Below are 12,924 nucleotides of genomic sequence, written 5' to 3'. Positions count from 1 at the left end.
AGTGCCGAGTGCTTAGAACTTGAAGCTGTAGTCGACGATCAGCCGATCCTGGTCGCTGTTTCGCTGGTAATTGCTACGCATCACGCCATGGCGCCAACGCACGCCGAGGTCTCTGAATGTTCCGCTTTGCACCACATATCCAATATCGGTATCGAGCTCACGCTCGCGACCTTCTTGCTGGAAACCCACCACTTCTGCGTCATCGCTCTTCACATAACGCACGGTTAGCATCAGCCCTGGGATGCCTGCGGCAGCAAAGTTGTAGTCATATCGAGCTAGCCACGAAGCTTGGTTCTGCTTTGCGAAATTGGTGATCATCATTTCTGTATGCAGATAGGTCGCGGTACTTTCGAGCTGAGGGTATGCGCCCTTGCCATCTACCTTCTGATACCCGGCTTGCAGCGTGTGGCCATTCCACTCGTACCCAAACAGCCCACTGTAGATCCAGTTGTCGATAGACCCTGCGTCGCCGGAGCCAGCTTCTTCAGAGGCAAACAACCTTATGTCACTGACAATGCGTCCTGGCCCTGCCGGCAATTTGCCTTTGATTCCGATGAAGTGTTGGCGATAAACGTCCTGCAGCTCTCCGATGTTGTAGCTGAGCACCACATCCTTGCTGACTGCGTAGTCTGCAGCTGCATATTTGAAGTCACCGTCATCGGTGCGTGGGTACTGTCCATTTGCGTAGGCAATACCGATTCCCTGGTAATCGGTCGAGTCGCGATGACGAGCTCGATCAAGCTTACCGGCTCTGAGCGTCAGGCCAGATATCGAGGTATTTGTTACTTGGGTACCCTGAAAATCTTGAGGGAACAGCCGCGTGGTGCTTGGTTGCAGCACTCCCAGGTTGGGGTTGATAGTGCCGAACAGCACTTCAGTATCTCTGTAGAGCCTGAGCTTCGCTGTCAGCGCGAGTTTGCTGTACTCGTCTTGGGACTCTCGAGCATAGCTGGGGCCTCCAGGGCGGCTTTCGGCGTTACGCGGCAGCAGTCCGGAGCCGCTTCGCTCAGGACTTGAGTCGAGCTTGAACCCCGCCATCAGGGCAGCATCCAGCCCCAGGCCAATATCTCCATCCGTATATCCAGACTGGAACCGAAAGGTCAGACCCTGTGCGGCTTCTTCTACGCGGTTTTGCCCGGTTCCATCGCGGTAATCATTTTGAAAGTAGAACGTTTTTGAGTCGATCGAGGTTTTGCTGTCCTCGAGAAACGCGGCTTGTACGCCTGAGGATGCGGCCAAGGTGAGCGTGGTCAGCGTCAGCAGCTGCCGGTTCAGGTTTGTTGTCATTGTTACCTGTCCTATGTGGGGGCGTTTCTGTCAGCTGACGTTGAGTCAGCTCTCGACAATTACCGGCGAGGACGACCAAAAAGTCAATAGGCTATAGGAATGACCTATTGACTTTTAGGCGTTGCGGGGGTCTCATGCAACACAGCAAGCGCCCAAGGCTTGGCTGATAGCCGTACACTGAGCTGGCACGCTCATGTGATGGCAAAACTGATAACAACAACAGGGCAACCCACAATGATCACAGCGCGCAATAGTGCAGATGCCGTCCAGGCGTTCACCGACGAACAGTTCGCTCAGCGGACGTTCGCACGAGTGAAATGGAAGATCCTGCCACTGCTCATGATCTGCTACGTCTTGGCACTGATTGACCGGAATGTCATCGGCTTCGCCAAGCTCGGCTTCATGACTGACCTTGGTTTCGGCGAGATGGTGTTCGGCATTGGTGCCGGAATCTTCTTCGTCGGATACATCCTTTTTGAAATTCCGAGCAACCTGATGCTCCAGCGCATCGGTTTCCGCAAGACGGTACTCCGCATCATGATCATGTGGGGAATCGCCTGCGCGGCGTTCTCAATGATGCAAAACGAGATGCTGTTCTACATTCTGCGCTTCGCGCTGGGTGTGGCTGAGGCAGGCTTCTTCCCCGGTGTGTTGTTGTTCCTGACACTTTGGGTTCCGCGCAACCGCCGAGCCAGTGTCACTGCAATGTTCATGGCTGCAATCCCTATCTCGGGAATGATCGGTGGCCCATTGGCGGGCGGCATCATGCAGCATCTGGATGGTTTGTTCGGCCTCAAGGGTTGGCAGATCCTGTTTCTGGTAGCCGGCCTGCCTGCCTGCGTCATGGGTGTCGTCACCTACCTGTTGCTCGATAACTCGCCCAAAGAAGCCAAGTGGCTTTCTGATCAAGAGCGCAAAGTCATTCTTGATGAGTTGGCTGCAGATGACACCAGCAACGCCAATGAACACCATTCACTCTGGGGGGCGTTCAAAGACAAGCGTGTCTATGTACTGGCGTTCACCGCGTTGGCGGTTTTCAGTGGCGCGGTTGCCGCTGCATTCTGGGTGCCAACAATCATTCGCAAGACTGGCGTAACTGATCTGTTCCATGTCGGTCTGCTGTCTGCGCTTCCCTTCATGGTCGGCATGATCACTCAGTATTTGGTAGGTAAGCATTCGGACAAAGTGATGGAGCGCCGCTGGCATGTAGCGATTTGCTTGAGTGTCTCGGCGATTGGTTGGTTGACGCTGGCCATTCTCCAACCCAATACCACAGCCTCGGTAATTCTTCTGGTAATCGCCACAGCATCCGTTCTTGGCGCGACCGGCCCGTTCTGGACACTCCCCGGCAGCCTGCTTACTGGCAAGGCAGCAGCAGGCAGCATCGCCTTGGTAACCACTTTGGCAGGTGTTGGTAACGTATTTATGCCAGCCATTGTAGGTGCATTGATTGACCTCACTGGCAGCATGGCCGCGTCGCAGGCTGCTTATGGCGTTCTGATGCTCACAGGCGCCGCAACAATCGTGTTGGGTACTCCGGCTGAAGCTGGTAGGCCAGTCACCAAAGCCAACTGATTCGATTCGAGACTTGAACAGGAACCATCCACATGCATGATGTTTTCATATGCGATGCCGTTCGTACCCCAATCGGGCGTTTTGGTGGGGCCTTAGCGGGAGTGCGAGCGGATGACTTGGCAGCTGTTCCTCTCAAAGCCTTGATTGAGCGCAACCCTGGAGTAGATCTGAACGCTATCGAGGAAGTGTTCTTGGGTTGTGCAAATCAAGCCGGCGAGGACAATCGCAATGTTGCGCGCATGGCGGCGCTCCTGGCCGGGCTGCCTGAGAGTGTGGCCGGGGTGACGCTGAACCGGCTGTGTGCTTCAGGACTTGATGCTGTTGGCACTGCATACCGAGCTATTGCTTGCGGCGAGATGGAGCTGGCTATTGCGGGTGGCGTCGAGTCGATGTCCAGAGCTCCATTCGTGATGGGGAAGGCTGAGACAGCTTTTTCTCGTGCCATGAGTATTGAGGACACAACGATTGGTTGGCGCTTCGTCAACCCTGCGATGGCCGAGCATTATGGCGTCGATAGCATGCCGCAGACAGCTGACAACGTCGCTGCGCAATATGGCGTTTCCCGTGAAGAACAGGATGCATTTTCTAGCCGTAGTCAGGCACGCGCGGCGGAGGCTCATCGCAGTGGGTTCTTCTCTGAAGAAATCGTCCCTGTAGTAGTCCGTCACCGGAAGGGCGAGCGGATCGTTGACCAGGACGAACATCCGCGTCCAGAGACCACCATCCAAACATTATCAGCGTTAAAGCCGGTTAACGGCCCTGGCAACACTGTTACCGCAGGCAATGCGTCGGGAGTCAACGATGGTGCAGCCGCCATGTTCCTCGCAAGCGCTGCTGCGGTCGAGCGCCATGGCCTCATCGCTCGCGCACGTGTACTGGGTATGGCTAGCGCAGGGGTCGCTCCACGGGTGATGGGTATTGGGCCAGTGCCAGCTGTTCAGAAGTTGCTTGCCAGAATCAATCTTGAAATCAGCGACTTTGATGTCATTGAGCTCAACGAGGCCTTTGCCAGTCAAAGTCTTGCCGTGGCCAGGGCGTTGGACATCGCAGATGATGCCAAGCAGCTAAATCCTAATGGCGGCGCCATCGCCCTTGGTCATCCACTTGGCATGAGTGGTGCTCGCCTGGTGATGACGGCGGTGCATGCCTTAGAAAAACAGGGTGGACGGCGTGGCTTGGCGACAATGTGCGTTGGAGTAGGCCAAGGCTTGGCGCTTGCGCTAGAACGCGTTTGATAGGTATCTCAAGCCAGGCTTGCCTGGCTTTCCTGCAAGAAGAATTGTAGCGCTATACAAAAGCTCGCGCTGCTTCACTGTCTTGGGTTAGTAAATACCTGAACCAAGCGGTCATGTAGCCATCTCCCTTGTACAGCATCTCGCCGTGATCTGCCTGTTTTCGGCGTGCCATTACACTTAAACCATTTCCTTTCAGGCTTTGATACTGCGCATAACTGTTCTCAAGCTTGGCGGGAAAATTGCTGTCCAATTTTCCAGTCCCGGCTATACCATTGGTGAAGTAAGAAAGCTAGGCTTATTGCAAGCGGAGATGCATGCTGCCGCTCAGGTAATTATTGCAAATCCGAGTTTCATCTGACGTTTCCCTTGCGGCTTACTGTAATACAGCTTTTCCTTGATGCAAATAACAGTTTTGGAAATTTGCAGTGTCAGTCCAGTACGATAATTTTGGAGACAAGTTCCGCGCTGTTCTTGGCCTTGAGCTTTTTCATCAGGCGAGCACGGTGAACCTCTACAGTGCGATGAGAGATATTCAGTCTGCGGCCAATCTCTTTGCACGTAAGCCCGTTCACAATGTCTACCGAAATCTCACGCTCTCGGGGCGTGAGGTTTACAGCCGTGCGGATAGCACGATCAACCCGCTCGAAGTGCCAGACCATCAGTTGGAATGGATCCTCCGGTGTCAACGTGAAACCGCTTGCCCGGGCCCAGAACACTTCCCCGTTGCGGTGTTGCATGAAGCGCTCATCTGAGTAAGCGCCGTTCTTCGCGTGCCTCAGCCAGTTCAAGCTCCGCTCCCCTATATCGCGGAAATCGGTCTGCGAAGGATAGAGCTTGAGCAGGAGCTCTCCGATGAGTTCCATCCGCTCAAAGCCAAAAAGGCTGCCGAAAGCCTGGTTCACCTCCAGGATGCGGCGATTCGATGTGATCACCTGTGGGGCCGGAGAGACTTGAAAACCAATCCGTTCAAGATCTTGTGGCTGAAGTAAGTGATCACTCATCGGGGGCCTTCTAAACGCTTAGGGCGAACCCACATCGTAACACGCATGGCGCTACTCGTACGTGTACGTAGTTGCACGAATAGCGGTGTCCTGGTGGGTGATGCAGTCTAAAGCCAGCTCTCGGACTTGAAAAATGACCGGTGCCATCGTCGGTTATCTGCATGAATCAGGTCGGCCGAGAGGACGCCGCCCCATTTCAGAGGAGAAGGAAGTTAAGGCTGCAAGAGGCCGCCGGCCGATAGCAGGCCTCTCAGAAAATAATTTACGTGTGTAGTCCATGAATAAAAATAAAAGAGGATACAACGATGAGTGATGGATCTGAAGGTGTAGTTCGACAACGTAGGCGTGCTTTCATCGGTGCTACCTCGGGGCACCTCATCGAGTGGTATGACTACGGTGTCTATGGCTTCCTGGCTGTTTACATCGGCCAAGCTTTCTTCGTATCAGATGATCCAACAACAAGCTTGCTGAGCAGCTTCGCAGCCTTCGCATTGAGCTTTTTCATTCGGCCACTGGGCGGTCTCTTTTTCGGGCCGCTCGCGGACAAAATCGGACGGCGGCGTACCTTGATCACGGTCTTGGTAATGATGTCCGGATCCACCTTCCTGATCGGTCTTGCTCCAACCTACGAATCAGTGGGTATCGCTGCACCCATCTTGCTAATACTGATTCGCTGCATTCAAGGTTTTTCAGCGGGTGGAGAAATCGGCACGATTACGAGCTTCATCTCCGAATACGCTGGGCCTGGCCGTAGGGGGTTCTCAACTTCCTGGTTGATGGTAACTGCTGTATTGGGCTTGGTGTTGGGCGGAGTCGTAGCCAACGGCATGACCTACCTCGTTGGTGCGGAGTCGATGCAGAACGGGGGATGGCGGATCCCATTCCTGCTTGCCGGCCCTATGGGTTTGGTATCGATGTATATTCGGCTAAAGCTGGAAGACAGCCCTGAATTCCTGGCTCTACTTCACTCTGGTGGAACGTCCAAAGCACCGCTGCGGGATGTGTGGCAGTGGAAGCGCTCGATCGCGTTGGTTTTCTTCATTATCTCCCTTCACAGTTCGATTTTTTACTTGGTACTCACGTTTGCCTCGACGTATATGTCGAAAATTCTGGGTTTCAGTAGTGGGGTGACGCTTCTTTACGTTTTCAGCGCTAGTATCACTTCGGCTGCTGTGATGCCTCTAGGCGGTATGTTTACTGATCGCTATGGTCGGAAAGGCTTTCTCTTGGTTGTGGCTGTTCTTGCAACCTTGGCAATGTATTGGCTGTTCCATTCTGCTAAAGGTGCGACCCCGCTCACCTTCCTTGTACCACTAATGGCCGTAGCGATTTTGTTCGGGCTTTATGCCTCATCGACCTATGCCACAATGAGTGAGTTACTGCCGACAAAGGTACGCTCAACCGGTATAGCTATCGCTTACAACCTACCGGTAGCAATGTTCGGCGGAAGCGCGCCCTTGATCTCTACGTGGTTGATTCAGTCGACAGGCGATCTTTCGTCCCCATGGTACTTCTACGTATCCACAGGTATTGCTTCAGTCGCCGCGTTGTTGTTCTTGCGAAAGAGTGATTTTGTAGGTGACAAAGCTGTTGCGCAGTCAGAGCCGAGCCAGCAAGCGCACGTTTTGCTGCGTGGACAAGGTATCTCTGGTTAGGGTGTAGCATTCGGAATGCATGGTGTAGTTGTTTTATGTTCGCACGGGCAAAGCTCACCCGTGGCTGTAAATTGAAGAGTAATTTGAGGAGACTGTCATGGGTTTTGAAAATAAAACTGCGTTTGTTACCGGCGCCGGGTCTGGCATTGGTGAGTCTGTGGCTGTAGCGCTCGCTGCTGCAGGCGCTAAGATCGCAGTTGCTGATGTAAATCTGGAAAACGCTGAAAAGGTAGCTTCTGCTATTCGTAATAGCGGCTACCAAGCAAAGGCAATCTCCGTTGATGTATCTAATCCAGAATCTGTAGAGAAAGCATTTTTCTTAGCGGAATCTTGGTACGGAGAAAGCACGAATATTCTTGTCAACAGTGCTGGCATATTAGGTCTTCACAGCTTCATTGACTACCCCGCTGACCTGTTCGTAAAGGTTTTGGCAGTAAACGTCACTGGGGCATTTCTTTGCGCACAACGAGCGGCAAAAAGCATGGTCGCACTCGGCTGCGGCAGAATCATCAACATCGCGTCGATAGGTGCTGAGCGAGCAGGTATTGGCCGAACGGCTTACGGGACGTCCAAGGCAGCCATGGCTGGCCTTACCCGTCAACTCGCAATGGAGCTGGGGCCGCACGGCATTTCCAGCAATGCCATTGCTCCCGGGCCGGTGCTTACGCCTCTCACTCAGGAAAGCTATACACCTGAAACCATCCAGGCTTACAGCTCAATGATTCCAGCTGGACGACTTGGAATGCTGGAAGAAATGACCTCAGCAGTCTTGTACCTTGCATCTGATGCAGCAGCTTATATTAACGGTGTTCTGCTTCCTGTTGATGGTGGTTATCTCGCAAGCGGTGTTGCCAAAACCGGCAAGCTGGGGTAGTCCCTGCACGCTAGGGGGATGAGCATCCCCCTAGGCGTTTAAGCCTAGTGTGACCCGTACAATAAAAATAATGCAGTGAGGTACTGAATGTCCGTTTTTATAGCACTGGCTGCCTTAGTGTTCTTAATGGTTATGGCCTACCGAGGCTACAGTGTAATACTCGTAGCTCCTGTTGCAGCAATGGGAGCAGTATTTCTGGTTGACCCATCTTCTGTGGCGCCAGTCTTCTCCGGTGTATTTGTGGAGAAGGTTGCTACGTTTGTTAAGTTGTATCTCCCTATTTTCTTGCTGGGTGCTGTTTTCGGGAAGGTAGTCGAAATTTCCGGCTTCTCGGAGGCCATCGTTTCCTCCGCTATTCGTCATTTTGGTAAGTCAAAGGCGAATTTGGTGATTGTCGCTGTATGCGGCTTGATGACCTATGGAGGTGTTTCTGTCTTCGTGGTCGTTTTTGCCGTATACCCATTTGCAGCGGAGCTATACAAGCAGAATAATATTCCTAAGCGGCTGCTGCCAGGAGCGCTTGCGCTTGGCTCATTCTCATTCACCATGGATGCGATGCCAGGTACTCCACAGATCCAAAACATCATCCCAACCACATTCTTCAATACAACCTCGTGGGCGGCACCGATCCTAGGTATATGCGGATCACTGTTCGTTGTCACTATAGGTCTCCTTTACCTTGAGTATCGTCGCAAGTCGGTTACGAAGACAGGTGAAGGTTATGGCGAGGGACACATAAATGAGCCTGAACGGACTCAGTTGGCATCCCTTCCAAGCCCTGCATTGGCCATCATCGCGCTGCTGATCGTGGGTGTTACCAACTATCTGTTGTCCACCTACATACCGCATTGGTTTGAGTCGTCATTCACAGTGGAGAGCAGCCTGTTCCCTGGCGCTACAGGCACGATAGCCGGGAAAACTTCGAGTGTTGCGGCCATCTGGGCGGTAGCGGGAGCTTTGCTCTGTGGAATTTTGTTCGTCTGCATCGTTGCTTTCAGACAGGTCAGCACTCGCTTCGCCGCAAGCACAAAGCAGGCGGTATCTGGCGCTTCCTTGGCGGCACTGAACACAGCCTCCGAATATGGCTTTGGCAGTGTCATTGCTATTTTGCCTGGCTTCGTTGCTGTGAGTGGTGCTTTGCAATACCTCACTGATCCGTTGATCAAAGCCGCAGTTTCTGTAAGCACACTAGCTGGGATTACTGGCTCTGCGTCTGGAGGCTTAAGTATCGCCCTCGCGGCGATGGGCGATCAGTTAACCAATGCTGCAAATGCCGCCGCTATACCCTTAGAAGTTATGCATCGAATAGTATCTATGGCCAGTGGTGGTATGGACACATTACCCCATAATGGCGCGGTTATCACCTTGCTGGCTGTTACCGGATTGACCCACAAGCAGTCGTATCACGAAATTTTCGGCATAACAATTATCAAAACGCTGGCTGTGTTTTTTGTGATCGCTCTCTATTACGGTTTTGGTCTGGTGTGAGTGCTCTAGTTCAGGGGATCTTTTAAATGATTGGGCGTTAGCCCTGGCTGTCAAAGGTGAGGAGAAAGTAATGAGCAATATTGATCCGAGTTCAATTCCTCAGGTAGGAATTCCTGATGAGGTTGCCGAGCTGCTGCAGAAGCTTACCCACGCTACTCCCGAGAATGCACCATTTGTCGCAGGACGTCGGCATTTTTTCAAATACCGAGACTTGGGGCTGACTGATGCTACTGGAGGATTGGCGCGTGCTCAGGTTACTTGTGCGACGGATGTGATGGAGGAGACTGGTTGGCACTATCACATCTGCGATGTGCATTTTGTCTATGCGCTGCGCGGATGGATCGATCTACAGTTCGAAGACGGGCGTACCATCCGGGTGAACACAGGTGAGTCACTGTTCATTCCACCAGGGCTCAAGCACAACGAGACAGCGATTTCGCCTGATTTGGAGCTTTTTGAAATGTCTGTGCCGGCCAAGATGGGCACTGTAGCTTGCGACCCGCCGGCCCACCTGCCAAAGGGTGCTGCTGAAGGCGTCTAGGTATAAGGAGTTCAAAGCGGGGCGAAATAGGTAGGGACTGCCCCGCTTAGAAACTTTTAATTATGATTGCTAAATACCCGAGGTTTTTAGTATGGGTGCTAAGGGCTACCTTTTTGCGGAGCTCACCGTTCACGACCATGAAGTCTTTTACCATGAGTATATGGAGAAGGTGCGTCCGATCCTAGAAAGCTGGGAAGCCAACTTCCTCATATCGACTAACTCTCCTGAAGTCATCGAGGGCAAGCGTTTAGTGCCCAGGGTGATTCTACTTGAGTTTTCAACTTTGAAAAAGGCTCGAGACTTTTACTACTCAGAAGAATACCAATCCATCATTCAGCTCCGGTTTGACGCTTCAGTAGCACACCTTTACATCATGGAAGGATGTGCGGGCTAGGCCTGAGCAGAAAGGACAAATATCGGTACTGGAGGTAGGCTAGATTCGATCCTCGGGACTCGCCATGATCGAGCTTTGTCAGGTGTGATTTGTGCGATTCAAGTGTCCTTGCGGGCTGGTTCCTGAGGATCTACTAATAACTGCAGACGATATTGTTTTAAGGGTTACTCTCCCGGGGATAGCTGGAAGCCGAGATGAAATTGCTCTATTGGCTTCTAATGAGCAAGCTGTCGGCGGGTATAACTCTATGTAGGGTTGGAATTGTTTGGGTCGTTTATCGATGATCCATGCTCAAGCACAAAACAATAACAAGGTGCCTGTGATGTCTGTTTTTTCTCAAAAATCGTTGGTTTGTTCGGTAGTACTGTTAGTCGCGCCTTATGCTTCTGCCGCGTTCGTGGACGACTTCAAAGGCAATTTCGAGCTTCGAAATTTCTATTACAATCGCGATTTTCGCAATGATGGAGCTGTGCAGTCCAAGCGCGATGAGTGGGCACAAGGCTTTATTCTGAACCTGCAGTCTGGCTTCACAGAAGGGCCGGTGGGTTTCGGTATCGATGCCATGGGCTTGTTGGGGGTTAAGCTTGACTCTAGCCCTGACAGAACGGGGTCTGGGCTGCTTGCCTACGATTCCGGCAGGAATGTGGAAGACGAGTACGGAAAATTTGTGGCTACCGCTAAAGCGAGGGTAGGCAAGACTGAGTTGAGGGTAGGAGGGGTGAATCCTCTAATGCCTCTCCTCTGGAGCAATAATAGTCGCCTACTGCCTCAGGTTTTTCGCGGGGGGTCTTTGACCGTCAACGATATCGATAAATTGACGGTAACGGCTATCAGGGTAAACGCCGTGAAGCAGCGTAATTCCACCGATTTCGAATCCCTCACAGCTACTGGCTATGCTCCGGTTGAGGCTGATCACTATAACTACATGGCATTGGACTTCAAGCCAGCAAAGGACATGACATTCAGCTTGCACGCCGCCGAGCTTGAAGACCTCTACAAATCCTACTTCGCGGGGATTAAAGTTATCCAGCCGGTTTCGGAAGGCAATGTGATCGCGGATGTTCGCCTGTTCGATGCTAGCGAAACCGGCTCCAAAAAATTAGGTGAGGTGGACAACCGAACGCTGAGTAGCTATTTCGCCTACAGCATTAAAGGGCACACCATCGGTGGCGGTTACCAGAAGGCTTGGGGCGACACGCCATTTGCGTTTGTAAACGGCACAGATAGCTACCTATTCGGCGAATCGCTGGTCAGCACATTCACTGCCCCCAACGAGCGCGTCTGGTTCGCGAGGTATGACTTTGACTTCGCTGCTTTGGGTGTGCCTGGCTTGCTGTTTACCACCAGGTACATGAAAGGGGATGATGTTGATCCTACTCTGCTGACAAGCCGCCAAGCCGCTTCTCTGCGTCTAAACGGGGACGAGGGCAAAGAATGGGAGCGGGTCACTGACATCTCTTATGTCATCCAGAGTGGGCCTGCAAAGGGCGTTTCGTTCCAATGGCGTAACTCTACGAACCGATCGACCTATGCGGATAGCGCTAATGAAAATCGATTGATCATGCGTTACACCTTTAACTTCTAAAGTAACGAAAAGGGCTGGCTCTGCCGAGTCGGCCCTTCCTTCGGTGACCGCCTCACCACTGAAGCTGATAACAACGTCACTGGCAGCGGCGAATTTTTCAATGGCGCTAGCCAGAGTACCCGCCGAGATACTGTAAGCAACAGGCTCTGCCCAAACAGTGGCTTTGTTCAGCAGCGAGCCGGAGAGGTTAACTTCGAGCGCAGCTTGGTGGGTGCTGATGGTTGAGCAAGCCAAGCGAGCGGACATCCATTGACTCTCGTTCAATGTAATGCGCAGGCTCCCCTTAAAAAATGTATTTTTAATAGGATTTTTCGCATAATCCGCTAGAAGCAAGTGCTTCAGATGTTATCGAGCTGGCTGTGGAGTTATCGAATTCAGAATATGGTTACTGGAGCAGCAGCAGGAAAGTAGAGGGCTGGTGGCCCTAATTTTCATTGACGTTCCCCACCCTCGCTCTGCCCAGACCAATGGCGGCAGCGACCATGCTCACAAGGACCCGACCGCATGAAAGCTCCTTTGACCTTCTGCCTATTGGCAGCCATGACCGGTAACGCAATTGCCGCGCCCACCGCTTCGCGCCTCGATGAGGTCCTTCAGCGCGGTACGCTCAGGGTCTGTACGACTGGAGACTACAAGCCTTATTCGTCCCTGCGCGCGGATGGCAGCTATGAAGGTATCGACATTGCCATGGCTCAGTCTCTGGCCAAGAGCCTCGAGGTGAACATCCATTGGGTGCCCACTACTTGGAAAACCCTGATGCCGGACTTTCTGAGCCAACGCTGTGACATTGCGGTCGGCGGCATTTCAGTGTCACTGGAACGGCAGAGGAAGGCATTTTTCAGTGAGTCACTGGGCGTCGACGGCAAGATCCCGCTGGTACGCTGCGCCGATGTGCGGCTTTATCAGACGGTGGCGCAAATCAACCAGCCCCAGGTCAGGGTGATCGAACCCGCCGGCGGCACCAACGAGGCGTTCGCACGCGCGCATCTTGGCCAGGCGCGCATACGTCTGCACGATAACGTGACGATTTTTGACGAGCTGCTGTCTGGCAAGGCCGATGTAATGATTACCGACGCCAGCGAAGCGCGTTATCAGCAAAAGCTCAAACCCGGGCTGTGTGCGGTCAACCCGGAACGCGCCATGCAGTACAGCGAAAAGGCCTTCCTGCTGCCTCGTGATGATGTGGCCTGGAAGGCCTACGTCGATCAGTGGTTGCACCTGAGCGTAGCCAGCGGAAGCTACGACAGCATCACTGAGCCGTGGCTGGCGGCGCCCTGAGCTGTCACAAC

At 52.9% G+C, this 12,924-nt stretch carries 12 protein-coding genes; 9 read left to right on the top strand and 3 right to left on the bottom strand.

The genetic code is table 11. The annotated features are described in order from the left end of the window. Positions 1-12 precede the first annotated feature (12 nt). Positions 13-1,287, bottom strand: a complete 1,275-nt coding sequence (locus ACMGGN_RS10755) for an OprD family outer membrane porin (RefSeq protein ID WP_119688907.1) — start codon at positions 1,285-1,287, stop codon at positions 13-15. A gap of 198 nt (positions 1,288-1,485) precedes the next feature. Here ACMGGN_RS10755 and ACMGGN_RS10750 point away from each other — a divergent pair, with 198 nt between their 5' ends. Beyond that, positions 1,486-2,862 (top strand): MFS transporter, encoded by a 1,377-nt coding sequence (locus ACMGGN_RS10750; protein WP_414156751.1) that lies wholly within the window; start codon positions 1,486-1,488, stop codon positions 2,860-2,862. 32 nt (positions 2,863-2,894) lie between these two features. Continuing rightward, a complete protein-coding gene (gene pcaF, locus ACMGGN_RS10745; protein WP_196914427.1) occupies positions 2,895-4,097 on the top strand; it encodes a 3-oxoadipyl-CoA thiolase in 1,203 nt (400 codons plus the stop codon). Positions 4,098-4,149: 52 nt separating this feature from the next. Here the strand turns inward: pcaF and ACMGGN_RS10740 are convergent, their stop codons facing one another. Together ACMGGN_RS10740 and ACMGGN_RS10735 are read right to left on the bottom strand one after the other, a co-directional pair. Next, on the bottom strand, positions 4,150-4,347 hold the full coding sequence (locus tag ACMGGN_RS10740; protein ID WP_147405252.1) for a hypothetical protein: 198 nt from the start codon (positions 4,345-4,347) through the stop codon (positions 4,150-4,152). Between the two features lie 178 nt (positions 4,348-4,525). Continuing rightward, positions 4,526-5,098 (bottom strand): LuxR C-terminal-related transcriptional regulator, encoded by a 573-nt coding sequence (locus tag ACMGGN_RS10735; protein WP_119688910.1) that lies wholly within the window; start codon positions 5,096-5,098, stop codon positions 4,526-4,528. A gap of 305 nt (positions 5,099-5,403) precedes the next feature. On the opposite strand from ACMGGN_RS10735, the gene ACMGGN_RS10730 reads away from it, so the two are divergent. The 7 genes from ACMGGN_RS10730 (at position 5,404) to ACMGGN_RS10700 (ending at position 12,913) form a co-directional block, all read left to right on the top strand. Further along, complete coding sequence (locus tag ACMGGN_RS10730; RefSeq protein ID WP_119688911.1) at positions 5,404-6,753, top strand: MFS transporter; 1,350 nt, start codon at positions 5,404-5,406, stop codon at positions 6,751-6,753. 97 nt (positions 6,754-6,850) lie between these two features. Further along, positions 6,851-7,627 (top strand): SDR family NAD(P)-dependent oxidoreductase, encoded by a 777-nt coding sequence (locus ACMGGN_RS10725; protein ID WP_119688912.1) that lies wholly within the window; start codon positions 6,851-6,853, stop codon positions 7,625-7,627. A gap of 87 nt (positions 7,628-7,714) precedes the next feature. Further along, complete coding sequence (locus ACMGGN_RS10720) at positions 7,715-9,115, top strand: GntP family permease (RefSeq protein ID WP_119688913.1); 1,401 nt, start codon at positions 7,715-7,717, stop codon at positions 9,113-9,115. A 70-nt stretch (positions 9,116-9,185) separates the two neighbouring features. Continuing rightward, positions 9,186-9,656 carry a cupin domain-containing protein gene (locus ACMGGN_RS10715; RefSeq protein WP_119688914.1) on the top strand — a complete coding sequence of 157 codons (471 nt, stop codon included), beginning with the start codon at positions 9,186-9,188 and terminating at the stop codon, positions 9,654-9,656. 91 nt (positions 9,657-9,747) lie between these two features. After that, positions 9,748-10,050 carry a DUF1330 domain-containing protein gene (locus ACMGGN_RS10710; protein WP_119688915.1) on the top strand — a complete coding sequence of 101 codons (303 nt, stop codon included), beginning with the start codon at positions 9,748-9,750 and terminating at the stop codon, positions 10,048-10,050. A 322-nt stretch (positions 10,051-10,372) separates the two neighbouring features. Beyond that, on the top strand, positions 10,373-11,635 hold the full coding sequence (locus tag ACMGGN_RS10705; protein WP_414156750.1) for an OprD family porin: 1,263 nt from the start codon (positions 10,373-10,375) through the stop codon (positions 11,633-11,635). A 504-nt stretch (positions 11,636-12,139) separates the two neighbouring features. Further along, a complete protein-coding gene (locus tag ACMGGN_RS10700) occupies positions 12,140-12,913 on the top strand; it encodes a transporter substrate-binding domain-containing protein (protein ID WP_254467726.1) in 774 nt (257 codons plus the stop codon). Positions 12,914-12,924: the final 11 nt, after the last annotated feature.

This window comes from Pseudomonas sp. BNK-30, from assembly GCF_047456185.1.
In the GTDB taxonomy this organism is placed as follows: domain Bacteria; phylum Pseudomonadota; class Gammaproteobacteria; order Pseudomonadales; family Pseudomonadaceae; genus Aquipseudomonas; species Aquipseudomonas putida_E.
The sequence above is the reverse complement of the archived record's forward strand: the minus strand, read 5'-3'. Positions and strand labels throughout refer to the sequence as shown.